Origin of the sequence: Rhodoferax saidenbachensis (genome assembly GCF_001955715.1) — a bacterium.
Lineage (GTDB): Bacteria > Pseudomonadota > Gammaproteobacteria > Burkholderiales > Burkholderiaceae_C > Allorhodoferax > Allorhodoferax saidenbachensis.
This window is the reverse complement of record NZ_CP019239.1, coordinates 2,819,025-2,843,132: the sequence shown is the minus strand read 5'-3', so window position 1 is coordinate 2,843,132 and position 24,108 is coordinate 2,819,025. Positions and strand designations below refer to the sequence as shown.

The window sequence follows — 24,108 nt, the reverse complement described above, 5'->3', positions numbered from 1 at the left end:
GCGGCTGTTTATTCATACAGTTAATTGCCGCCAATCACACTACAATCGCGCCCTATGGCAACAAGCAACCCCGTCAAAACCACCCCCGAATACAGCGAAGGCTCGATCCGGGTCCTCAAAGGCCTGGAGCCCGTCAAGCAGCGTCCGGGCATGTACACCCGCACCGACAATCCCCTGCACATCATCCAGGAAGTGCTGGACAACGCCGCCGACGAAGCGCTGGCCGGTCATGGCAAAAAGATCAAGGTCACCCTGCATGCCGACGGCTCGGTCAGTATTGAAGACGACGGCCGCGGCATCCCGTTTGGCATGCACCCCGAAGAAAACGCCCCGGTGATCGAGCTGGTGTTCACCCGCCTGCATGCGGGTGGCAAGTTCGACAAGGGCAAGGGCGGCGCCTACAGCTTCTCGGGCGGCCTGCACGGCGTGGGCGTCTCCGTCACAAATGCTTTGGGCAAGCGTCTGGAGGCCATCACCCACCGTGAAGGCTCGGTCGCGCGCATCGTGTTTGAAGGCGGCGACGTTGCGGAGGCCCTCCAAGTCCGTAAGGCGGGCGAAGGCGACCGCAAGAGCGGCAGCACGATACGTGTCTGGCCCGACCCCAAGTATTTCGAATCCGCCGTGCTGCCTATGGGCGAGCTGACGCACCTGCTGCGCAGCAAGGCCGTGCTGATGCCTGGCGTCAGCGTCACGCTGGTGAATGAGAAAACCAAGGACAGCCAAAACTGGCTTTACAAAGGCGGCCTCAAAGACTATTTGATGCAGACCTTGAATGGCGATCCGGTGATCCCGCTGTTTGACGGCGAAGGTTTTGCCGACAGCCAGAACGACAACTTCGCCGAAGGCGAGGGCGCCAGCTGGTGCGTGGCCTTTACGGAAGAAGGTAACCCGGTACGCGAGAGTTACGTCAATTTAATTCCCACCAGCGCCGGTGGCACGCACGAAAGCGGCCTGCGCGATGGCCTGTTCACCGCGGTCAAAAGCTTTATCGAATTGCATTCGCTGTTGCCCAAGGGCGTGAAGCTGATGCCCGAAGACGTGTTTGCCCGCGCAAGTTATGTGCTCTCAGCCAAGGTGCTGGACCCGCAGTTCCAGGGCCAGATCAAGGAACGCCTGAACTCGCGCGATGCTGTGCGCCTGGTCTCCAGCTTTGTGCGCCCCACGCTGGAGCTGTGGTTGAACCAGCATGTGGACTATGGCAAAAAGCTGGCCGAGCTGGCCATCAAGGCCGCGCAGACCCGCCAGAAGGCGGGTCAAAAAGTAGAGAAGCGCAAGAGCAGCGGCGTGGCCGTGTTGCCCGGCAAGCTGACGGATTGCGAAAGCAAAGACATAGCCTACAACGAGGTGTTTCTGGTCGAGGGTGACTCCGCCGGCGGCAGCGCCAAGATGGGCCGCGATAAAGAGAACCAGGCCATCCTGCCCTTGCGCGGCAAGGTGCTCAACACCTGGGAAGTGGACCGCGATCGCCTGTTTGCCAACAACGAAATCCATGACATCTCGGTGGCCATTGGCGTGGACCCGCATGGCCCCAACGACACGCCCGACCTGAGCGGCCTGCGCTACGGCAAGGTTTGCATCCTGTCGGATGCGGACGTGGACGGTTCGCACATCCAGGTGCTGCTGCTCACGCTGTTCTTCCGCCACTTCCCCAAACTCATCGAAACCGGCCACGTGTTTGTGGCACGGCCGCCGCTGTTCCGTGTCGATGCGCCTGCGCGTGGCAAAAAGCCGGCGTCCAAAGCCTATGCGCTGGACGAAGGCGAACTCACCGCCATCCTGGACAAGCTGCGCAAAGAGGGCGTGCGCGAAGGCGCCTGGAGCATCAGCCGCTTCAAAGGCCTGGGCGAGATGAATGCCGAACAGCTGTGGGACACCACGCTGAACCCGGACACCCGCCGCCTGCTGCCCGTAACCCTGGGCGCCATCGACTTCGGCGCGACCGAGGCGCTGATCACCAAACTCATGGGCAAGGGCGAAGCCGCCGCTCGGCGCGAACTCATGGAACTGCACGGCGACTCGGTGGAGATCGACGTCTGACCATGGCGCATGCTGTGGGTCGTCTATTTGCTATGAAAATGGTAGCTGCTTGCGCAATGTCCATTGGGGCTATGGCCTCTTTTGATGCCCAAGCGGACATCTGGAGTTATGTGGACGAGCGTGGCGTGGCGCACTTCGCCTCCAGCCAGATGGATGCGCGCTACGAGCTGTTTTTCCGCGGGCGCTCCAACCTGGACCCGCTGCCCGACGCGGCCGCCAACGACCCACAGTTGCCACCCCTGCAGTCGGCAACGCCGCGCTTGTTGGCGTTCATTGAGTCGTCGCCCGGCTTCAAATCCGCGCAGCGCCATGTGCAGGCGGCGGCGGACACCTACCGCGTGGACTACGCTTTGCTCAAGGCGGTGATCGCTACCGAATCCGGCTTTGACACCGATGCCGTCTCGCCCAAAGGCGCCGTGGGCCTGATGCAGGTCATGCCTGCCACCGGGGAGCGCTACGGGCTGGTGGACGACCGTTATGGCCCCATCGCCCGCAAATTGACCGACCCTCGCACTAATATCAACACCGGCACCCGCTACCTGCGCGACCTGATCCAGATGTTCCCCAACCGGCTGGAGCTGGCCGTGGCCGCCTACAACGCTGGTGAAGGCGCGGTGCAAAAGGCGGGCAACCAGATTCCCAACTTTCGCGAAACGCAGAACTACGTCAAAACCGTGCTGCAACTCTACGAAGCGCTTCGCCCGCCCAGTGACAAACCTCCGGTGGCCAACGGCCGTGTACGCGCCGTGCTGCCCGGGCCGGGGTACGGGCGCGGCAATATGGTGCGCTCCCTGGACGGCCTGAACCTGGGCCCCGCCATTCCGTCCACGTCCATCAAACCTGCCGAGATACCACTTGGCACGGGTGCCCGTTAGGCATCCACCACCGCTGACCTCTTACTGTTTTTGCTCTTGTTATGACCGACCAACCCATCCTCGACCTCGCTCCTGAATCTGCCGGTGACGGCGATGACCAGCTCAACCTGGCCACTTACGCACAGCGTGCCTACCTGGAGTACGCCCTCAGCGTGGTCAAGGGCCGCGCATTGCCCGATGTGTGCGATGGTTTGAAACCGGTACAGCGGCGCATTCTGTATTCCATGTCGCGCATGGGGCTGGGCTTTGGTGGCGCCAATGGCAACACCGGCGCCAAGCCGGTCAAGAGCGCGCGCGTGGTCGGTGATGTGCTGGGCCGTTTCCACCCGCACGGTGACCAGTCGGCCTACGACGCGCTGGTGCGCATGGCGCAAGACTTCTCGCAACGCTACCCGTTGGTCGATGGCCAGGGCAACTTCGGTAGCCGTGACGGCGACGGTGCTGCCGCGATGCGCTACACGGAAGCACGCCTGGCCAAGATCACCACGCTGTTGCTCGATGAAATCGACCAGGGTACGGTGGAGTTTCAGCCCAACTACGATGGCTCGACCGAAGAGCCTTGCCAATTGCCGGCGCGCCTGCCATTCAGTTTATTGAACGGTGCCAGCGGCATTGCGGTCGGCTTGGCCACCGAGATCCCCAGCCATAACCTGCGTGAGATCGCCGACGCCTGTGTGGCGCTGATCAAGACCCCCGCGATGGCGGATAACGAGCTGTACACACTGGTGCCCGGCCCCGACTTCCCCGGTGGCGGCCAGATCATCAGCCCGGCCCAGGACATTGCCGATGCTTATCGCACAGGGCGTGGCTCGCTGAAAGTGCGTGCGCGCTGGAAGATCGAAGACCTGGCGCGTGGCCAGTGGCAACTGGTCGTGACCGAGTTGCCGCCGGGTGTCAGCAGCCAGCGCGTGCTGGAAGAAATTGAAGAACTGACCAACCCCAAGGTCAAGGCCGGCAAGAAAGCGCTGTCGCAAGAGCAGACACAACTGAAAGCCAGCATCCTGAGCGTGCTGGACGTGGTGCGCGATGAGTCGAACAAGGACGCGATGGTGCGTCTGGTGTTCGAGCCCAAGACCAGCCGCATCGAGCAGCAGGAGCTGATCACCGCACTCTTGGCCCACACCAGCCTGGAAACGTCGTCGCCCATTAACCTGACCATGGTGGGGTTGGACGGCCGGCCCACGCAGAAGTCGTTGCGCCAGATGCTCACCGAGTGGATCAGCTTCCGCCAGACGACGATCGAGAAACGCAGCCGCCACCGCCTGGGCAAGGTGCTGGACCGCATCCACATCCTTGAAGGTCGGCAGACCGTTCTGCTGAACATCGACGAAGTGATTGCCATCATCCGCCAGTCGGATGAGCCCAAGGCCGCGCTGATAGAACGTTTCAAACTCAGCGACCGCCAGGCCGAAGACATCCTCGAAATCCGCCTGCGCCAACTGGCGCGGCTGGAAGGTATCAAGATCGAGCAAGAGCTGTCCGAGCTGCGAGGCGAGCAGGGCAAGCTCGAAGAAATTCTGGGCAGCCCCGCCGCACTGCGCCGCCTGATGATCAAGGAGATCGAGGCCGACGCGAAAGTGTTTGCCGATGCGCGTCGCACGCTGATCCAAACCGAGAAAAAGGCCGTGGCCGAAGTCAAGGTGGTGGACGAGCCGGTGACCGTAGTGATCAGTGAAAAAGGCTGGGTGCGCGCACGCACCGGCCATGGCCACGAGGCGTCCACCTTTGCCTTCAAGGCCGGTGACGGCCTGTACGGCACCTTTGAATGCCGCAGTGTGGACACGCTCTTGGTGTTCGGCTCGAACGGGCGCATCTATTCGGTGGCGGTGTCGCTACTGCCTGGCGGCCGTGGCGATGGCCAGCCGGTGACGACCTTGATCGAGCTGGAAAGTGGCACGCAAATGCTGCATTACTTTGCGGGCCCCTCCAACGCCACGCTGCTCTTGTCCAGCACCGGTGGTTACGGTTTCATGGCCTCGGTGGAGAACATGATTTCGCGGCAGAAAGCCGGCAAGGCGTTTGTCGGTGTGGGGGAGGGCGAGACCCAGTGCGCCCCATCGCTGGTGTCGGGCGCGCAAGGCAAGGTCACGGTGGCGGGAACACCTGCACCGCTGGTCGCGCCTGCAACCCACGTGGCGTGTGCATCGACCGGTGGCCGCATCCTGACGTTCGAGATCAGCGAACTCAAGACCATGGAAAAGGGCGGTCGCGGCCTGATGTTGATCGACCTGGAGCCCAAGGATACGCTGGCCGGTGCGGCCGCCTATACCCGCAGCATCCGCATCGACGGTATTGGCCGCGGCGGCAAGGAGCGGGACGAAACCCTGGAGATTCGCAGCCTGAACAACGCCCGCGCCGCGCGGGGGCGCAAGGGCAAGGCGGCGGATCTGGGCTTCAAACCGACGTCCATCAGCCGGGTGGAGTAGGTCAAACAGCTACTAAATTAGTAGCTGTTTGCGCATATTCCATGCGGGCTGGAGGCTGTTTTTAGTTGTAACTTTCTCCGTGTTTGTGTATTTCGCAACGCATTTTTGACACCCGCCAGGGATGCCGTTACGCTCACCTCCAAGAATGCTTCCGGGCAACACGCCTGAGAAAGCCCGATCGTCGTTGACCCAAAAAACCATGTTTTCCATTTTCAAGAAGAAATCTGCCTCTGCCGCAGCAGAGCCGAACCCGGCGGCTGCCAATACCCAGCGCATGAATCTGGAGGAGCGCAAGGCTTTTCGGCGCGAGATGCTGTACCAGAGCATTCGCGACACCTTTCTGGGTATGGAAGTCATTGGCAGCATGTACAAGTTCAAGGTCATGCCGGTGGATGAGCGCCACCACCGCTTCATTGCCATGATCGATGTGGCCAAGTCCTTCGTGACCAGCCGCCCCAACAAGACCAAAAGCTTCGCCGCCATCGAACACATGTTGCGCATGGACGCCTACAAACGGTTTGGTGTGTTGATCGACGGCACCTACTGGCGTGTGAGCGAGACGGAAAGCCAGTTTGAATTCCACGCACGGGTGACAGACCGCAGCACGGCCGAGGCCGAGGCGCAGCGCAAGCTCGCTTCCGGCGAGCAGCCTGCGGGCCAGAGCCGCATTGCCGCCATCGGCGGCCCCAACTACGAACCGATTTCCGAAGAAGAAACCCGCGCCTTCATGCAGGCACTCAAGGACGGCTACGCGCCTCCGCCCCTGACGGTGGGCGACCGGGAATACCAAAGCGATCTGGCCCCGCTGGACGGCGGCATCATGATCGGCGGCACGCAGTACGGTCGGCTGGACTAAGGGCCCGAAAATTCCGGGCCAACCTTAGGGCCGCGCTACCCGTCACGCGAGCACCCGCGTCGCAACATAGGTGTACAGCGGTATGCCCAGCAGGATGTTCAGGGGAAATGTAATTCCCAGCGATAGCCCGAGATAGATGGACGGGTTGGCTTCGGGGATGGCGAAACGCAGCACGGCAGGTACGGCAATGTAAGACGCACTGGCTGCCAGCACCATGAGCAATGCAGCGTCACCCGCTGGAATGTCAAAGCAAAAAGCCAAGAGAAGCGCCAGCGCCGCATGGGCCAAGGGGGCCAAAACGGCATACGCCATGAGCAGCGGAGAGCGCCCCTTGATTTGTGCCAAATTGCGTGCGGTTAGCAGGCCCATGTCCAGCAGGAAGAAGGCCAGCATGCCCTTGAAGAGATCGCCGGAGAAGGGTTGCATGCTGGCCTTGCCGGAGTCGCCCGTCAGAAGCCCCACGGCCATGGCTCCGAGCAGCAGCAATTGCGCGCCGTCGGTGAGGGACTCGTGCAGCACTTTGCCAAGGGCAACGCGCGGCTGCGAGGTGGAAAATGGCGACTGTATGGCGGCCGCACCTGAACCAAGCGCCAGCTCCCCAACACTCGCTTCACGTGCCCTGACCACATTGGCCAGCAACACGGCAAGGATGATGGCCGGGGATTCCATCAGGGCCATCGCTGCGGACATGTATCCGCCAAAGGCAATACCCTGGTTTTCAAGGGACTGCGTTGCGGTCACAAACGTCACCGCGCTGATGGATCCATAGGTGGCCGCAATCGCTGCGGCGTCCAAGGGAGGAACGAATCGGCGCAGCAGCGCAAAACTGGCAACGGGGATGATGGTGGCCAGCAGCATGGCGGTGCCCAGGCTCACGGCAACCTGGGTGCTCAGGCCGGAATGTGCCAGCGCAAAGCCCCCTTTGAGACCCAGCGCCATCAGCAGGTAAAGCGACAGGAATCGGGATATCTGCGGGGGGATTTCCAGGTTGGACTTCAGGGCTCCAGCCAACGCTCCAAAAATGAAAAAAAGAATCGCCGGGTCCAGCAGGTTCTGCATACAAGTTTCTCCTTGGCGTGCATCCTAGGCAGCCAAGTCATATTTGTAAAATCGATTTATATCTACTTATCTATAGATAAATTTCTATGCATATTTCCTTCCGACAACTTCGACTGGTACTCGCTCTGGCCGAAACAGGCAGCGTGAGTGCCGCCGCCAGGGTCATGCATGTGACCCAGCCTACAGCCTCCATGCAGCTCAAGGAAGTGGCAGACATTTTGGGTATGCCCATTTTTGAGGTCGTCGCCCGCAAGCTGTATCTGACCGCGATTGGTGAGGAGCTGGCGCGTACGGCACGCACCTTGTCAGACGAATGGAATGTTTTTGAGCAGCAGGTCGAAGCGCTCAAGGGCCACCAGCGCGGGAAATTGCGCATCGCTGTGGTCAGCACCGCCAAGTATTTTGTTCCCCGGTTGCTGGGCACGTTTTGCAAACGTTACCCCGAGATTGATGTGTCACTCGAAGTGCTGAACCGTGACGGTGTGGTCGGCCGCCTGAAGGGAAACCTGGATGACATCTACGTGATGTCCACGCCGCCCGCCGATATGGACCTGGTGCAGGAGGTGTTCATGCCCAACCCTCTGGTTGCCATCTGCGCGAGTTCGAACCCGCTGGCGAAACGCAAGGACCTCGTGCTTGCGGATCTGGCGCCGCAGCGTTTCATTCTGCGGGAGGAGGGGTCTGGCACCCGCATGGCCATCGACCGATTTTTCAAAAAAGAGAAGTTTCGCCCCAGCCTTCGCCTGGAGCTGGGAAGCAATGAAGCGATCAAGGAATCGGTGGCGGGTGGTTTGGGGATGTCGATTGTCTCTATCCACGCACTGCACGGGCGTAGCAAGGAGCATGGTGTGTCGGTTCTGAATGTTGAGGGATTGCCCATCCAGTCCAGCTGGCACATTGTGTATCCCAAAGGAAAGAAGCTTTCGCCCATTGCCGACATCTTCCGGCAGCACTTGCGTGACAGTGCACAGGGCTTGCGAAAGCTGGCTGCGGCGGCTGGCGTCTGATGTCAATCCGCCGCCGCTTGAAGCGCAAGGGCCTGCGTTGAAATCGCGTCGCGCGCCGCATCATCCAGCCGCGCCAAATTTTTGAGTTGCATCGCCATGCGCGGGTTCTTGTTGAGCAGCGGCTCGTGCCGTATCAAGAAATTCCAATACAGCGTGGTGTACGGGCAGGCCTTGTCACCCGTGGAAAGCGCGGGGTCGTAGCGGCAGCCTTTGCAGTGGTCGCTCATGCGCTGGATGTATTTGCCGCTGGCTACATAGGGCTTGCTGGCCATCAGCCCTTCGTCGCCAAACTGGCTCATGCCTAAAGTGTTGGGCAGTTCCACCCATTCCACCGCATCTACATACACGCTCAGGTACCAGGCGTGCACCGCCTGCGGCTTCACGCCCAGTAGCAGGGCGTACAAGCCGGTCACCATCAGTCGCTGGATGTGGTGGGCGTAGCCGTGTTCCAGGGTTTGTGTGATGGCGTCTTTAAGGCAGGCCATGTCGGTCTCACCCGTCCAGTACCAGGCGGGCAACTCGGCGTGTGCGTCCAGCGCGTTGCGTTCCAAATAGCTGGGCATCTGTGTCCAGTAGATGCCGCGCACATATTCGCGCCAACCGAGGATTTGCCGGATGAAACCCTCCACGGCGGCCAGCGGTGCATGGCCCGCGCGGTAGGCGTCTTCGGCGGCTTGCACCACTTCGCGGGCTTGTAGCAGCTTGAGGTTCAGCGCGCAGCTCAGGTGCGAGTGGTACAGCCAGGCCTCGCCCGACCACATGGCGTCTTCGTACAAACCGAACATCGGCAGGCGTTCTTGAATAAACGCTTGCAAAGCCACCACGGCCTGTTCGCGCGTCACCGGCCAGCCAAAGGTGTGCAGCGCACCGGGGTGGCTGGCGAATTGTGTGTTGACCAGCGCGATCACTTCGAGCGTGATGGCGTCGGGCGCAAAACGCGTGGGTGGTGGCACGTTCTGCGGACCTGCCTTGCCAAAGGATTCGCGGTTGTCCGCGTCAAAATTCCACTGCCCGCCCACCGGGTCTTTGCCCTCCATCAGGATGCCGTGCTTCTGGCGCAGTTCGCGGTACCAGTACTCCAGGCGCAGTTGTTTGCGGCCCTTGGCATGGGCAGCAAACTCGCGCACGGTGCTGAAGAAGTGGGTGTCATCGCGAAGAGTCAAAGGCAACTGGTGGTCTGCCGCCACCTTGCGCAGGCTTTGCAGCACACGCCAGTCGCCGGGCGCTGTCATGACCAGTGCTGCAGGTTGCAGTTGGGTGATGGTTTTGTCCAGTTCCAATGCCAATGTGCCGCGGTTGTCGCCATCGTCCAGCCGCGTGTAGACCACGGGAAAGCCCCGCACGCGCAGGTCGTTGGCAAAGTGGCGCATGGCAGACAAGAAGACCGCAATGCGCTGCTTGGCCGACCACACATGGGTGGACTCCTCAGCCACTTCCGCCATCCACACCACATCTTGCGTGGCATCGACATCTTGCAAGGCCGAAGAGTGTGCATCGAGCTGGTCTCCCAGCACGATGACCAGATGCCGCACTTGGGCAGGCAGCGGCGCTGGGGTAACTTGTGTCATGGCGTTTTCCGGGCTGCCTTCTGCGCGCGGCAGGCATCGGAGCAGTACAGCACCGATTCCCAGTTTTTAGCCCAGGCTTTGCGCCAGGTCATGGTGCGGCCGCACACGGCGCACAGCTTGCTGGGCAAGGATTGTTTGTTGCCTTTGAAGTCGCTTTTCATATGCAGTGGTCTGTTGCGGTGGCTTGTTTCTCAGGCGAACAGGTCACCCTGCGATGACGGTGTGGCGGGCGCGTCGCTTTTGCGCCTGGGCGTTTTGCGCCGTTGCCCGGTTGGGGGCAAGCCGCTCTTGCGCGAGCCGTGTTTCGCTTGTACTTCACCGGCCTCCTCGCGCGCTTCCTGGGTTTTGCGCAGGCCATACATCCGGTCTTTGGCGGCTTTCATCGCCAGCTTGTCATCCACGATGGGTGCGGGGTAGTCCACACCGATGATGCAGCCCGCCATGCGCTGCACGCTGATGTCCATCTTCCAGGGGGTGGCGAGGTAGGGCAGCGGCACGCGGGCCAGTTCCGGCACCCAGCGGCGGATGAACAGGCCCTCGGGGTCCTGGTCTTGCGCCTGTTTGGTTGGCGAATACATGCGCAGCGTGTTGATGCCGGTCGTCCCGCTTTGCATCTGCATCTGGCTCCAGTGGATGCCGGGTTCGTAGTCCAGGAACTGCCGCGCCAGAAACAAGCCGGTGGGCCGCCAATGCAGCCACAGGTGGTAACTGGCAAAACTCACCAGCATGGCCCGCATGCGGAAGTTGAGCCATCCCGTGGCGATCAGCGAACGCATGCAGGCGTCCACCATCGGGTAGCCGGTGCGGCCCTCGCACCAGGCGGCAAAGTAGTCATCGTTGAAGTCGTTTTCGCGCAGACCGTCGCATACGCGCGCAAAGTTGTGGAATTCAATATCCGGCTCGTCTTCCAGCTTTTGCATGAAGTGGCAGTGCCAGCGCAGTCGCCCGGCAAAGCCGCGCAGGGCGTAGGCCATCTCACGGTCAGGCGTGTTCGCAATCGCGACCTCGGTGGCCTGGTGCACCGTGCGCATGGACAGCGTGCCAAACGCCAGGTGGGGGCTCAGGCGGCTGCAGCCGTCCTCCGCAGTGAGCGGGCTGGAGAGGGACTTGCGGTAGTCGTAGCCCCGCACTTGCAAAAAACTCTTCAGCGTGCGCCGCGCAGCCTTCTCGCCCGCCGCTTGCAAAGCTTTTCCATGGCGTTCCATCCCGAGGTCAGCGAGGGTGGGTAGCTCGGGCTGCTCCAGCGCAACGGCTGGGCTGAAGCCTCCATCCAGCAACTGCAAAGGCGCATCCATGCGTGCTTGCCAGCGCTGGGCCCAGCCCGAGCGGCTGCGCAGGCGGCGCACCACGCCGGTTTGGGTGAATTCCTGCCAGGGGATATCCGCAGATTTGCACCAGGCGGCCACTTGCAGATCGCGCTGGTACGACCAACCCGTTCCTGTCTCTTCGTGGCTCAGCAGTTGCGTGAACACGACCTCGCTGTGCAATTGCGCCAGCACCGGCACAGCGGAGCCCACGCGCACCAGCAGCGGCATACCGCGCTGGGCCAGCGCGATGCGCAGCTCGGCCAGGCATTGCAGGGCGAAGTCCACGTGGCTGGCGTCGCACTCCGGGCTGTGCAGCCATTCCGGCTCGATGATGAAAAGCGCCAGCGCGTCGGTATGCGCGAGGGCCGCGACCAGCGGCGCATGGTCGTGCACGCGCAAATCGCGTTTGAACCAGACCAGTGCGCGCCGCGTTATCAACGTGTTCCCCTGTGTTAGGCGTGGCAGATACCGCTCGGAAAGCGGGGGCAAAAACACAAGGGCGCAAAGGCTTTTGACAGTTTCATGGGGATTCCTTGGGCGGTCCATGGCAGCCACGCACCCGCCATCTCTGGCATTTTTGCTATCGTTTGTATAGCTGCTTGCGCAATATCCGCGGGGGCCATGGCACGATTTGACCATGGGTTTTTGCGGCACATCGGCGCACCGCCAATGCCCCGATGCGGTAGTAGGACACCCGCTGCGCCGCAGCCCCCGGGGCTGTGGTCAGGCCGTGGCCAGGGCCCGCATGGTGATGGCTACACCACCGAGCACCGCATTGCCCGACAGCGGGTCACGCAGTTGATCGTCCAGTAGCGCGTTGAGATTGGCGCCGGGGCGCTGGGCGGCCAGCGTCAGTTTTGCGCCTTGGAGGTCATGCCCCCAGCCGTGCGGCAGGCTCACCACGCCGGGCATCATCTCTTCGCTGATCTGCACATGGGCTTGCACGCTGCGCGGGCCTTGTTTGGATGCGGTTTCGATCTGCGCCAGCGCACCGTCTTTCAGTTGCAACCGTGCTGCATCTTGGGGGTGGACGAGCGCAGTGCAGCGCATGGGCCCCTTGGCGAGGATGGGCAGGTTGTGCATCCAACTGTTGTTGGAGCGAACATCACGCCTGCCAATAATGACCAAATCGGGTGCTGGCGCGCTCAGGGACTGCGCAGCCCGCTCTAAATCTTGTAGCAACATGGGAGGTGCGAGCTCCACCTTTCCGCTGGGTGTGCGCAGCACTTCGGGGATGCGCGGTTGCAATTCACCCAGGTCAATACCGCCAGCGGCGTTCGATGCCATGACCTTGGCGAGTGTCAATCCATCGGGTTTGCGTCCGAACTGGTCGCCATACGGACCTGTGCGCAATGCGACTTCCAGGCCGCGTGAGGGGCCGCGCAGGTTCTTCGTTGCAGCGATCACCGCATTGGCATGTTCGCCAAACATGCGTTGCGCATCCTCCGCAAACTGTGCGTCGTCCAATGCATTCGCGTCCGCCTGTGCACCTTTGCCTTGCACAATGGCGGCCAGTTTCATAATCGTTTGCCACTCTTCGGGTTGACCTTCAGGCGCCGCAAACACCGCAGGGCTGTAGCGCGCATGGTTGCGCCACGAGAGCTGCGGAAAAGCCACGTCGTAATGCATTTCCTCCAGTGGTGAGCGGCCCGGCAGGATCACATCGGCATGGCGCGTGGTTTCGTTCAGGTAGATGTCGAGGCTGACCATGAAGTCGAGCGTGTCCAGCGCTTTGGACAGCCGTGGGCCGTTGGGACTGGACAGCACGGGGTTGGTGGCCACCGTGAACAGCGCACGTACTTGGTCTTCGCCTTCATTCTCTATCTCTTCGGCGATGCAGGTCATGGGCAATTCGCCGTACACCTCGGGCGCACCGCTCACGCGTGCATGGTGGCGCCCCGTGGTAACCCCCTTGCCGATGCCTGGTTTGCCCGCCGTGTTGCTGGCAAATGCAGCGGACTTGGCGAACAACACGCCCCCCGCCTTGTCCAGATTGCCGGTCAAGGTGTTGAGCACATCGACCAGCCAGCTTGCCAGGCTGCCATACTCTTGTGTGCAGGTGCCGATGCGGGCATAGACAGCGGCACGCGGAGCTGCTGCCAATTGGCGGGCGAGGTTGCGAATGCTGTCCGCGTCCATGCCGCAGCGTGCGGCCACGGCGTCGGCGGTGAACGGCGCGACTGCCTTTTGCACGTCGTCCGCCCCATTGACCCACTCCACCACATGGCCCAACGTCACCAGTTTTTCGGCAAACAGCGTGTTGACCATCGCCGCCAGCAGGAACACATCGGCCCCGGGGCGGATGAAGTGGTGGGCATCGGCCATGACCGCGGTCTCGGTGCGGCGCGGGTCGATCACGACGAGTTGGCCACCGCGCGCCTGCAGCGCCTTGGCTTTGCCCTTGAAGTCGGGCACGGTCCACATGCTGCCATTGCTGGCCAGCGGGTTGGCACCAATCACCAGCAGCAGATCGGTGCGCGTGATGTCGGGCAGCGCGATGGACAGCCAGTGGCCAAACAGCAGCCCGCTGGCCAGTTGCTTGGGCATCTGGTCCAGCGTGGACGCGGAAAAAACATTTTTGGTACCTAAAGCGCGGGCCAGTTTGCCAAAGTAGGTCAGCAGACCGATCTTGTGCGCAGACGGGTTGCCAACCACGATGCCTGTGGCATTGCGGCCATGCGCCGCAATCAGCGGCGGCAGGCGGCGTTCAATCTCGGCGAAGGCTTCTTCCCAGGTGGCGGGCACATGCACGCCATTGCGCTTGATCAGCGGTGTGCGCAGCCGGTCGGGGTCTTCGTGCAGGTCTTTGAGCGCCACACCCTTGGGGCAGATGTAGCCTGCGCTGAACACATCAGCGTCATGTCCGCGGATGCTCACGACCTGCTGGTCGCGCACCTTGATCTCTAGGCCGCAACAAGCCTCGCACAGGGGGCAAATGCGGTGGTGGATGGTGTCTGTCGGGCTGCTGGTTGTCATGGCGGTCGGGCCTCCGGGGATGGGGAATGGAATGTCCATCCCCATCACACCGGATTTTCGCCGCGGCGTCCATCACCCGCGTGACAGCGTTATCACTGGCAGGCGGGCAGTTCTGCGAGCTTTTTGTAGGTCGTGGCGCTGATAGCGCTCGCTCCGCGGATTTTGCTGAAGTAGCCCAAGACCTGGGCGCCCGGATTGTTGGCCGAGATATTCTTGGACAACACGCTCTTGGCGATCTTCAATGTGATCTTGCCCGCGGTCTCGCAAACCTGGGCCGTGCTGGTGCCGCTGCCGCCGCCGGTCTGCGAGATCAGCTCGCCCAGAGCACCGGCTTTTTCAGCGGCGATCAGGCACTGCGTGAGCTTGATGCTGTCTTCCACCATGCTCTTGACAGCGCCGCAGGCCAGTGGTGCCTGGACCATGAACAGGGGCGGCGCGGTCAGTGCGAAGCTGGCCGCACATTCCTTGGTGATGGACTGCTGTGCCGAGCGTGCCACCACATCGGGAATGCTCTTGACGTCCTTGACCAGGCTGACCAGTTCCTCGGGGATCTGGCAGTAGTAGCCGGCCTTGAACTCGCTGGCACAGGCCATCACTTCACCGGTGACTTGGTTGCTGTGCGAGGCGTTGATGGCCTGGGCCAGCAGGGTGAGCTGCTGCATGCCCGCCAGCGGGTCCGGGAAGTACTTGGAGTAGGCGGAGCAGTTGCCGCGCATCATGTCGATCATGTTGGTGGTGAAGTCCGCCACCTGGTTGGCTACGGCGACGGTGGTGCTGGCCACGGTGTTGGCGGCCATCACGGTACCGCTGGCAATGGTATTGGCCAACTGGGTGGTGCCGGCGGCGGTCTGGTTGGCCGCGGTGGTCACACCGTTGGCCGTGGCGTTGGCTGCGATGACCGCAGCGTTGGCCACGGTGTTGGCCGCCATCACGGTGCCGTTGGCCACGGTGTTGGCCGCATTGGTGATCCACTGACCGGGCGATTGCTTGGGGTTCTTGTAATAACCCACGTTCCAGTTGGCGCCGCCCGTGCGGCTGGCCATGTTCTTGCCGGGGTACATGACGAGGTTGCCGTCGTCCTGCAAGATCAGGAAGAATTCGCCGTTGCGCGGGCCTGAAGGGCAGACGATGCCGCCCTTGTTGTCGGCGGGGCCGGTGCCGGCATAGGTGCAGAGGTTGCCGTCACCCTGAAAGATGGTGAAGTACTGGCCGGCGGGGGCAGAGACGTTGCGGCTGCACCAGTTCAGGCCGGGGTAGGTAGGGTCCTGCGGACTTCCCACCTTGTAGACACAGAAGTTTCCATCGCCCTGCTGGACAGCGATGTAGGCCCGCGAGGCGGATCTCAGGTACTGATCGGTGGAAAGCCAGTCTCCCTTGCGCAAATACTGGCGGCCATGGCCGGAACTGGGAGGCCCTGCTTCAAACGCGTTTTCCACCCCGGGCATGGCAAAGCGGCCTTCGCTTTTGCCGATATTTTGATAGTGCTGCACCAGGGCCAGCGCATTCAGGCGAAAGGCATTGCGCAGGTCGGAGTAGCGGTTGGCATAGAACTCCGGGTCCACGCCCAAAGCCAGCGCTTCGCTCAGTGCCTTGCGGCTGGGCAGGCGACCTTCTCTGCTACCGTTTTCTCGCCAGTGCCGGGTCAATGCCCCGAAGTTGTTGCCAAAGGCTTTGGTGAGGTCGGGGTAGTACTGGCGGTAGAAGTCCGGGTCAAAACCAATCGGCATGTCGAAGGGCGTGTCTAGCGGCGTGGTATCAAGGTTCTCCTTGTAGCCCTGCTTGACGTAGTAATCCAACACCGCTTCGTACGTGCGGATGTTGCGGTCCCAAAGAATGCCAGGATTCTTGGCTTGGTAAGCTGGCAGGCTGAAGGCGAAGCTGCTCTGGCGGCCTTCCTTGATGCCGTAGTTCAACCAGTGCTGCTTGGCGGCTTCCAGGTTATTGGGGCCAAACGCTTTCAGTAGATCGGGATATTTGTTCAGGTAGAAACTGGGGTCCAGCACCATGAGGCGCTGGTCTTGCAAGGCGACGCGGGTGGCAATGGGCGTCTGTGGGTCCCAGCCCACGCTCTGCGCGTGCGCAATGCCGATAGGCAATGTCAGGGCGGCCAATGTAGCCAATGTGGCCAAAGTTTTTAACAGGGTTACACGCTGTATCAGCGTAATGAGGTACTTAATCCACACGGTCTTCTCCTTGAGAGGGTAGTGTGGGGATTGTCGGAAGACCTGCTGTGTCTGTATGTCGCCCGTATGTGCTACAGCGCGTCGGCGCGCTCCAGTGGCAACCACAGCGAGAACACGGTGCCGGTGCCGCCGGACAGCCATTCCACCGTGCCTTGTATGGCCTGGGCCCGGCGCCGCTGGTTCTGCAGTCCGCGCCCGCTCATGCGGGCCAGGGCCCGCGTCACATCGAAGCCCTGGCCATTGTCTTCAATCGTCACCCGTACACCCGTGGCTTCCAGCGCGGTGCCGACCCGGATCTGCGTAGCGCGCGTATGGCGCAGGATGTTGGCAATACTTTCCTGCACGATGCGCAGGATGTGCAAGGCGCTGGACGGGTCGAGCCACGGCAGTGTGGGCAGCTCCTGCACCTGCCAGTCCAGTTGGATGCCCGTGCCCTCCAGCCGTGGCTCCAGGCGAAAGCGCAGTGTGGCCAGCAGCAGCAAGAGGTCGGCTTCGACCGGCTCCATCGAGTCGATGGTGAGCTTCAGGTCGTCCAGGCAGTCCTTGAGGATCTGCGACACCTTGGCATCGCTCATGCCGCCATGCTCCACCGAGCGGATGGCGCTGATCAGCGAGGAGCCCAGACCGTCGTGCATGTCCTGCATCAGGCGTTGTCGCTCGTCGCTCAGGGTCTGCTGCATTTCCACCTCGCGCAGGCGCTGGTGGCTCAGTTCCAGCTCGGCTTCACGGGCCTGCAACCGGTCGGCCAGGTGCGCGTTGAGCGCTTCCACTTCGGAGATCGCCAGGATGTAGCGCCGGTACATGAGCCCACCAAACACGAGAAAGGTCACGGCATTGGCGTAGGCGCCGAAATACAGGCTCTCGGGGGTCACGAAGTTGTTTTGCAGCAACCAGTCCGACAGGCCGAACAGAATGCAGGTCACAAAGCCGCCGACTACCAAACGCCCCTCGGGCGAAGTGCGCCATGCGGTCACACCACCGACAACCACCACGATGGCGCCCAGGCTGCCGGCCAGTGCGTAGACCAACGGCGTGATCTTGGCCGTGTTGGGCAACACTGCCAAGGCGGGTAGCGTCAGTACGCCAACCAGCAGCGTGGCACCCAGCACACACCGGTTGAGCCAGCGCTGGGGGCGGCGGTGCACCATGCGCAGAAACAAATGCACCGTCACCACCAGCCAGAACAGCGAGTTGACAGTCAGCCAGGCAAACCAGTCGTTGCTCACAGGCCGGTCCACATAAAAGTGCAAGCTGCGCAGGCAGGACGCGACAGCCAGCGCAAAAAACAGCAGGTAGCCGCTTTCGCGCCGGCGTTGCAGCCAGATAAAAAGCGCAAACACGCCAACGGCCAGAAATGCAGCACTCAGCAGGGCCGGCAGCTCCAGTTGCAGCCAGTGGCGTACGTCGTAGCGCCCGCGCAGTGCCTTCTCGGGGCCGAGCCAGAGTGAAGACACCGCCACCTGGGTTTTGGCCGAATGCTCCACACGCAGCAGGATTTCATACACCGGAACGGCTTGCACCTGTTGGTTGTCCAGCACCAGCCACAAGGGCATGCGGGTGCTGTTCCATAGAGGGCCTTGTGCCTGCGCACGGTGCGCCAGGCGGCCATTCAAATACACGGCAATCGTCCCATCGGTCTTGATGCGCGCTGCGTAAAGGGCCCATGGCTCCACCGAAGCCGCCAATGGCGGCACGGCCAGACGCAGCCAGGTTACCCGTGCCGCAGGGGGGGCGGCCTCGCTGCCGGCCTGGTTGAGCAGGGCAATCGGCAAGGCCAGGGGCAGCGCCACGGGCTGCCAAAGGGGTGCCAGGGCGTGGCTGTCCTGAGAGAGGGCGGGCGTGCTGAAGGCGGCAACCTCTTCCACTTGCCAGTCCGCTTGGGTGAGGTGCAGGGGGGTATCCGCTGCGTCCGGGGCGGTGTGCTCTGGAACCGCGAGCCAGGCGCAGGCGCTCAGCGCCATTGTTACCAGCAGGGCAAGTGCCATGTCGGCGAGGCGGGGGCGGTAAACCATGCGCTGGACGGAGGCCTTTAGTCTGACAACAGGCCCATGGTCCGGGCCTCGTAGATGGCTTCGGCCTTGGAGCTGACTTTGAGCTTGCTGTAGATGCGCCGCACAAAGGTGCGCACCGTAAAGGGGGACAACTGCATCAGCTTGGCGATCTCCTGCGCCGTAAAACCCTTGGTGATGAATTCCAGAACCTCTGTCTCCCGCGCAGAGAGCGGCGATACCGTGGCGTCCGCCGCTTCCTGTGGGGCGGGGCTGGGTGCGGATTGCCGGAACCGCGCCAGTACCTGGCGCGCAATGATGGGGCTGATAGGGCTGCCGCCACTGGCCAGGCTGCGTATCTCGTCCAGCACCTTGGCGGGGGAACTGTCCTTGAGCAGGTAGCCCGCGGCCCCCGCCTCGATGGAGCGCATCACGTGGGTCTCGTCACCAAAAGTGGTGCTGACCATGATGTTGCAACTCGGCCAAAGTTGTATGGCAGCCTGGATGACGGCGATGCCCGAGCCGTCGGGCAGTCCCAGGTCCACCAATAGCACATCCGCCGGTGGGCCCTGCAACAGGGTCAGGCCCTCGGCCTGGGTGGCGGCTTTGCCCGCCAGGTGCATGTCCGGTGCGGCATGCAGCACCTGGCCCAGCGCATGGCTGAAGCCGGGGTCATCCTCGACGATGGCGACGTGGATGGGCTGGGGTTCGGGGTGGTTGGCGCGCGCGGGTTCGATCACCCTGCCATTGTGCGACGAATTCGAGGGGCGTTTGTAGCGCGTTCGCTCTACAGACAGGCCACTGGCGCGTCCCTGCACTCGCCCGCACCGGTATGGAAAGCCCGTTCCCCAAGCCCTGTCTCATGACCTATCCAGTCCAATCCGGTCACCGGACCCCGCCGCCTGGTGGTGGCTCTGCTTCCCGTGTTTGCCACGCTGGGCCTGGCGGGCTGCGAAAGTTTTGGTGGCCTGGCCAAGAGCGATATGGCGAATCCGCTGGAGTCCCCGCTGCCCAAAACCCAGCTGTACGCGTCCATCCCCAAGGACAAGTTGACCTCCGCATCGCGCCTGCTGGCCGCAGAAGGCATCAAGGCCATGGATGCGCGGGATTACAAGAAGGCCTCAGACCTATTCAACATGGCGGTCAAGACGGACATGAGCAGCTCGTACCTGCACTTCCTGAACGGCGTGGCGTATCAAATGCGTGGCATGCAGGGAGAGAGCAGTTTGTTCCCGCTGGCGGAGCAGGGTTTTGAGATGGCGGCCCAGTTTGACAGCTCCAACTGGCTGGCGCGTTACTACAGTGGACTGCTGGCCATGCAGCAGCGCGACTTTGCCAAGGCTAAGCTCAAACTCGCCGATGCCGCTCTGTACGCAGGCAAAGAGCCTGAATTGCTGTACGACCTGGCTGTGGCCGCCTATTACGACCGTGACCCGAAGACCTCCGCTGCCGCCCTGGAAGGTTTGCGTGGCCTCATGGCTGACAAACCCGATGACGCGCGGGTGTTGCGCGCCTCCGCCATCGTGGCCGCGTCGCTCAATGACAAGGAGCAGGCCGGCAACTATCTGGCGCGATTGCGCAGTGCTGCGATTGGTGCGGGCGAGCTCAAGGAGGTTGAAGGCCGGGTGGACTCCTGGCTGGACTCCTACCAGCGCGCGGGCATGATCAAGACCCAGGCACGCACCACCTATCCAGGCGCCACCTTGCCCGCCACTGGCAGTTACCCCGCGACCGGTGCGGGCGTCTACCCCGGCACTGACCTACAGCCTGAACAGTGCCAATGCAAACGCCTTCGCGGAAGCACCCAGTCCTGTCACTTAGCGCAAGTACCAGATCGTCTGGTCTGGCTTGATGCCAAACACCGTGTCGCCGTTCGCGCCGATCTCGTTGAGCAACATATTGGGGATCAGCTGCCACTTCCCGCTGACGCGCTGGTAGACCCGGCTGTCGGTCCCCACCGCATACACCGTGCCGTTGCCGGCGACCGCGACGTCGCGCGCCTTGGGCTCGGCGCTCCAATCCACCCAGCTTGCAGCGGCCTGGCCCGAAGGCGGGTTGTAGCGTGACATGGTGCCGTCCGACCAGGTGACCCAGGCATTGCCCTGCGGGTCGACCGCGATGCGCCGGGCATTGCTGGAGAGGGGTTCCCAGGTGGCATTGCTTGTGAGTCGGTAGATGCCGTAATTGTTGGCGGCCGTGCCAACCATCCACACCGTGCCATTGGCGCCCACGGCCACATCACTGGCCAGCGGGACCGGGTTCTGTTTCACGGGGGAGATCCAGGCCTTGACGCCCTGGTCGTTGTTGTCCCAGTACGCCACATAGCCGTTGGTGCCCACGACCCAGGGGCGCAGCTTGTTGTCCACCGCAATGCGCGCGGCCTTGACGTTGCCGCCCAGCGTCAGCGTCTGCGGCGTTGCGCCCACGGTGCCGCCGACGACATCACCGTTGCTGTTGATGGCCCACAGGGCCACGTTCTTGCTGGCGTCTACACCCACGCCGATGTCTTTGGCCTTGGTGTTGCCGGGGTAGGCTTCCCATGGCGACACGGCGCTGGCTGCGGCACCTGCGCCCGTGCCCGAGTTCGGCTGTGCGGCCGACAGGGTCAGGTTGAAATAGGCCACCGAGCTCGCCTCATAGTTGGTCACACCGTTGGCCCCATATCTGCAATACGGGTTGCCGACGCGCATCAGCGGGTTGTAGCAGCCGCTGGTGGGGGTGGGCCATTCGTACAGGGTCAACGAGGGGTGGCTCATCTTGAGGGTCTGCATCTTTCCGGCTTCGGCGACCACTACCAGTGGTGCGCCAAAGCGTGCTGCGCTGCCGCGCACGCTGGTACTGGCGGTGCCGTCTGCGGCCGTGTAGATGGCTTGCTTGACCACGCCGTCGTCGGCAGATATGCCGTTGTCAACCCGGCATCCGTTGTCGCCAAATGCGGCGGCGTTTGTCTCGTTGGACTTTAGGATGGTGGGCATGCAGCCGAACCAGATGGGGAAGTTGGCCACCGGCGTGCCATCGCGCCAGCGTAGGCGCACTGTCAGTTTGCCAAAACTCCCGCCTGCGCCTGTTTGACCGTCGCCGCTGACCACGGCCAGCCGCATACATTCGGTGCTGGAGGCGTCATTCTTGGCAGGGCAGTTGGCCGGCCAGCCGCCGGCGGGTGCGGTCGGGAGCTCCTTGGCGTTGTCCACCACGGTCGGCACCACGGCTGCGGGCGGCGCGCCGCAGTTGGCCGTGATGCTGGCGGCGCAGACCTTGGGGTCGTTGCTGGTGCAGGCCGCCAGCACAATGCGTTCGCAGCTCTTGTAGTCGATTAGCTTGTCTTGCTGGTAGCACTGCTGCGCCGCTTGGGCGCCCTTCCTCCAGGCGTTCACTTCCAGCTCGGGCACGTTGCAGGTCTTGTCGCAGAAGTCGATCGCGCCACAAAACTGCGCCCGGTTGGTCGCGCCCTGGGTGCAGACCTTGCACTGCTCCTGCAGGGACAGTTTCTTGTCCTGCTTCTGGTTCGCCGCATCCTGCTCCGCCAGGGAGCGCTGCAGCTGCGTCAGCGGGGCGTTGCTGACGGGCTTGGTGGTGGCCGGGCACAGATTGGGCTGGAAGTACTTGCTGCACTTGGGGTAGGTGTAGGCCGAGACGATGCCGGTCACCGACTTCACCACGCCCGTGACCCCGCCGGAGGGAATGCTGGCCTCGGCCAGCTCGGCCGCCACGCGGGCCACATCTTCCTCGGTCACCACGCCGTTGATCTTGCCCTCAAAGTCCGCCATGTCGGAGGCCTGTTTCACCTGGTTCAGGCCTTTGTAGGCGTCTGTCGAGACACCGGCTTTGTAGAGCGCCCGGAGTTCCTTCAGGCGTTCTTTTAGGTCGTTCACCTTGGCGGGGTTTGCCGGCTGGGTTGGTACACCACCCGAGCGGAACGCCGAAACGACAGCGATCAGCGGCTTGATGACCGCCGTCACCTGGCCGCCAATCACGCTGGCGCAGGTGGCGCCGTTCTTGGCCGCGCCCATGCCACAGTCTTGCCAGGTGGCCGGTGCCTTGGCCCAGCACACGGGCCCCACCCCGTCATAGCCGACGGGGCAGGACCTGTAGCACAGCCCGGCGTCCATTTCCTTGCCAGCCTCGCAAATGCTGCCCTTGATGACGCCGATGTTGATGCCCTTGGCGCATGACAAATCAAACGCACCGGGCCGCAGGCCGACCGAGGTGCAGCTGGGCACGGTCTTGGGGCGGCACAGGCAGCAGCCAAAGGGCTCGTAGCCCTCCTTGCACTTGGGGTAGGCAATGGCGCCCCACATCTGGCAGCTATTGGGCGCCTCGGCGGCATTGCAGCGCCCCAGCATGCCGCTGTTGCTGAGTCCGTCCGAGCCCTTCCACGGGTAGCCTACGCCCCGGCCGTACTCTGCCAGCCGGCAAAACAGGCCGTCATTGCGCCAGCCGGGCGGACAGTCGGCATGGCAGTCCAGGCCCACGCGGGTCTGGCCCGGCTTGCACTGCGCATAACACAGCGCGCCAATCCGGTCACTGCCGGCTGGGCAGTTGGTGGGCACGGTGCCTACGCCGCGGGTGACGGTGTCACGCCAGCAGAACTCGGGACCATCCGAGGGCGTGGGGCAACTTGGCTCCGGCACCGTTGTCACCCCCATGGCAACGGTCTGCGCCAGGTCGCGCTGGTCCAAGGTCGTTAGGGCCAGATCCCGTTCATCGGCATACCGTTTGCTGACAAACTGCATCTGGCTGTAGTAGCTGTCGATCAGCTGCACGTTGCTGGCCTGGCCCATGTCCACGGCTTTTCGCGCGCGCTCCAGCGCTGCCTCCATGGCCGCCTGGTTGTCTTCCTGCAGCATGCCCGTTTGCTCCACCGTGCGTGGGCGGTTCTGCGCCAGTGCGGCCTGTGCGTCGGCCTTCAGTTTGGCAACCGCATTCTGGTCCGCTGCCGCGTTGCCCGACATGGCTGGCAAGGGGCTGCTGGCGGCGCCCCGCAGCGCGGTGATGCTGGCCGTGGTGCGGGTCTGGAAGGTGGCCAGGGCTGCGTCCAGCCCCTGCTTGAGTTGGATAAAGGCCTGGGACTGCTCTGCCACGGCTTTGCGGGCGGCCTCTTGCCGCGCCATTTCGTCAGCCCGGGCTTTGGCCTCGGCCGCCGCCTTGGCATCCGCTGCGGCCTTGGTGGCTGCAGCCTGTTGCTGTGCCTGCATTTGGGCCGTGGTGGCGGCCTGCTGTGTGGCTTGCTGGTTTGCCGCTGCGGCCTCTGCTGGGGTGAGGATTTGGACCGAGGGCACTGCGGCCCTTGTGGCGACTGGTGTGGCCTTGAAAAGCTGGTTGGCGCCACCATTGCAGTCGTACTGCATCAGGCTGGCGCCATTCGCCAGGCTAATGCCCAAAACATCCAGGCACTTGTTGCTGTGCTTAAAAACGAAGTTGCCAAAGCCTGCGCCCCGGTCGACATACTTGAGCAGCTGGTTGGCGCCGCCATTGCAGTCGTACTGCTGGACCGCCATGCCATTGGCTTGGCTGAGACCGTTGATGTCCAGGCACTTGTTGCTGTGCCTGGCGACGATCTGGAAGAAGCCGCCTTCGCTGGGTACCAACATGAACTGCTGGTGAGGCCCTGCCGCGCAGTCTTGCTGCAGCAGTGTGGCCTGATTGGCCGGGCTGGCAGCATTGATGCCGAGGCATTTGTTGCTGTGTTGGGCGGTGATGGTGTGGGGGCCATTCTGCGCGAACGCCGGCTGTGCCAGCCCGCCCATGAACAGTGCCACACACGCCAAAAGCCGCAAGACCATCCCGCGCAGACCGGTATTTTTCATTTGTTCGCCCCCTTCGTCA

General features: G+C 62.7%; 14 protein-coding genes. 5 read left to right on the top strand and 9 right to left on the bottom strand.

Annotated elements, in window-relative coordinates; genetic code table 11:
* Positions 1 to 54: 54 nt before the first annotated feature.
* From RS694_RS13505 to RS694_RS13490, 4 genes are all read left to right on the top strand, one after another.
* Entirely contained in the window at positions 55 to 2,037 is a 1,983-nt protein-coding gene (locus tag RS694_RS13505) for a DNA topoisomerase IV subunit B (RefSeq protein WP_029708650.1), read from the top strand.
* A gap of 71 nt (positions 2,038 to 2,108) precedes the next feature.
* Positions 2,109 to 2,912, top strand: a complete 804-nt coding sequence (locus tag RS694_RS13500; protein ID WP_051391988.1) for a lytic transglycosylase domain-containing protein — start codon at positions 2,109 to 2,111, stop codon at positions 2,910 to 2,912.
* Positions 2,913 to 2,953: 41 nt separating this feature from the next.
* On the top strand, positions 2,954 to 5,338 hold the full coding sequence (gene parC / locus RS694_RS13495; protein WP_029708652.1) for a DNA topoisomerase IV subunit A: 2,385 nt from the start codon (positions 2,954 to 2,956) through the stop codon (positions 5,336 to 5,338).
* A gap of 199 nt (positions 5,339 to 5,537) precedes the next feature.
* Entirely contained in the window at positions 5,538 to 6,194 is a 657-nt protein-coding gene (locus tag RS694_RS13490; protein WP_152528857.1) for a hypothetical protein, read from the top strand.
* A gap of 42 nt (positions 6,195 to 6,236) precedes the next feature.
* On the opposite strand, the gene RS694_RS13485 is transcribed toward RS694_RS13490, so the two are convergent.
* Positions 6,237 to 7,253 carry a sodium-dependent bicarbonate transport family permease gene (locus RS694_RS13485; RefSeq protein ID WP_029708654.1) on the bottom strand — a complete coding sequence of 339 codons (1,017 nt, stop codon included), beginning with the start codon at positions 7,251 to 7,253 and terminating at the stop codon, positions 6,237 to 6,239.
* An 86-nt stretch (positions 7,254 to 7,339) separates the two neighbouring features.
* Between RS694_RS13485 and RS694_RS13480 the strand changes: the two genes are divergently transcribed.
* Complete coding sequence (locus tag RS694_RS13480; protein WP_029708655.1) at positions 7,340 to 8,260, top strand: LysR family transcriptional regulator; 921 nt, start codon at positions 7,340 to 7,342, stop codon at positions 8,258 to 8,260.
* Between the two features lie 2 nt (positions 8,261 to 8,262).
* On the opposite strand, the gene RS694_RS13475 is transcribed toward RS694_RS13480, so the two are convergent.
* The 8 genes from RS694_RS13475 to RS694_RS13435 all read right to left on the bottom strand — a co-directional run bounded on the left by RS694_RS13475 (position 8,263) and on the right by RS694_RS13435 (position 24,089).
* Entirely contained in the window at positions 8,263 to 9,828 is a 1,566-nt protein-coding gene (locus tag RS694_RS13475; RefSeq protein WP_029708656.1) for a cryptochrome/photolyase family protein, read from the bottom strand.
* Entirely contained in the window at positions 9,825 to 9,989 is a 165-nt protein-coding gene (locus tag RS694_RS13470) for a DUF2256 domain-containing protein (protein ID WP_076069698.1), read from the bottom strand. Before RS694_RS13470 ends, RS694_RS13475 begins: the two co-directional genes overlap by 4 nt.
* Positions 9,990 to 10,019: 30 nt before the next feature.
* Positions 10,020 to 11,573 (bottom strand): cryptochrome/deoxyribodipyrimidine photo-lyase family protein, encoded by a 1,554-nt coding sequence (locus tag RS694_RS13465; protein ID WP_241464104.1) that lies wholly within the window; start codon positions 11,571 to 11,573, stop codon positions 10,020 to 10,022.
* Between the two features lie 285 nt (positions 11,574 to 11,858).
* Positions 11,859 to 14,111, bottom strand: coding sequence for a molybdopterin-dependent oxidoreductase (locus RS694_RS13460; RefSeq protein ID WP_029708658.1), 2,253 nt, complete (start codon positions 14,109 to 14,111; stop codon positions 11,859 to 11,861).
* 92 nt (positions 14,112 to 14,203) lie between these two features.
* The gene (locus RS694_RS13455; RefSeq protein WP_037247763.1) at positions 14,204 to 16,294 is read right to left on the bottom strand and encodes a hypothetical protein; all 2,091 of its coding nucleotides are present in this window, start codon (positions 16,292 to 16,294) and stop codon (positions 14,204 to 14,206) included.
* Between the two features lie 71 nt (positions 16,295 to 16,365).
* Complete coding sequence (locus RS694_RS13450) at positions 16,366 to 18,306, bottom strand: sensor histidine kinase (protein WP_029708660.1); 1,941 nt, start codon at positions 18,304 to 18,306, stop codon at positions 16,366 to 16,368.
* A 17-nt stretch (positions 18,307 to 18,323) separates the two neighbouring features.
* On the bottom strand, positions 18,324 to 19,022 hold the full coding sequence (locus RS694_RS13445) for a response regulator (RefSeq protein WP_420805949.1): 699 nt from the start codon (positions 19,020 to 19,022) through the stop codon (positions 18,324 to 18,326).
* A gap of 1,077 nt (positions 19,023 to 20,099) precedes the next feature.
* A complete protein-coding gene (locus RS694_RS13435) occupies positions 20,100 to 24,089 on the bottom strand; it encodes an RICIN domain-containing protein (protein ID WP_076069695.1) in 3,990 nt (1,329 codons plus the stop codon).
* Between the last annotated feature and the right edge of the window lie 19 nt (positions 24,090 to 24,108).

Coding starts and splice junctions, on each gene's coding strand:
- RS694_RS13470 (WP_076069698.1), bottom strand. CDS start 9,989: ATGAAAAGCGACTTCAAAGGCAACAAACAATCCTTGCCCAGCAAGCTG.
- RS694_RS13505 (WP_029708650.1), top strand. CDS start 55: ATGGCAACAAGCAACCCCGTCAAAACCACCCCCGAATACAGCGAAGGC.
- RS694_RS13485 (WP_029708654.1), bottom strand. CDS start 7,253: ATGCAGAACCTGCTGGACCCGGCGATTCTTTTTTTCATTTTTGGAGCG.
- RS694_RS13435 (WP_076069695.1), bottom strand. CDS start 24,089: ATGAAAAATACCGGTCTGCGCGGGATGGTCTTGCGGCTTTTGGCGTGT.
- RS694_RS13460 (WP_029708658.1), bottom strand. CDS start 14,111: ATGACAACCAGCAGCCCGACAGACACCATCCACCACCGCATTTGCCCC.
- RS694_RS13480 (WP_029708655.1), top strand. CDS start 7,340: ATGCATATTTCCTTCCGACAACTTCGACTGGTACTCGCTCTGGCCGAA.
- RS694_RS13450 (WP_029708660.1), bottom strand. CDS start 18,306: ATGGTTTACCGCCCCCGCCTCGCCGACATGGCACTTGCCCTGCTGGTA.
- RS694_RS13475 (WP_029708656.1), bottom strand. CDS start 9,828: ATGACACAAGTTACCCCAGCGCCGCTGCCTGCCCAAGTGCGGCATCTG.
- RS694_RS13490 (WP_152528857.1), top strand. CDS start 5,538: ATGTTTTCCATTTTCAAGAAGAAATCTGCCTCTGCCGCAGCAGAGCCG.
- parC (WP_029708652.1), top strand. CDS start 2,954: ATGACCGACCAACCCATCCTCGACCTCGCTCCTGAATCTGCCGGTGAC.
- RS694_RS13500 (WP_051391988.1), top strand. CDS start 2,109: ATGGCCTCTTTTGATGCCCAAGCGGACATCTGGAGTTATGTGGACGAG.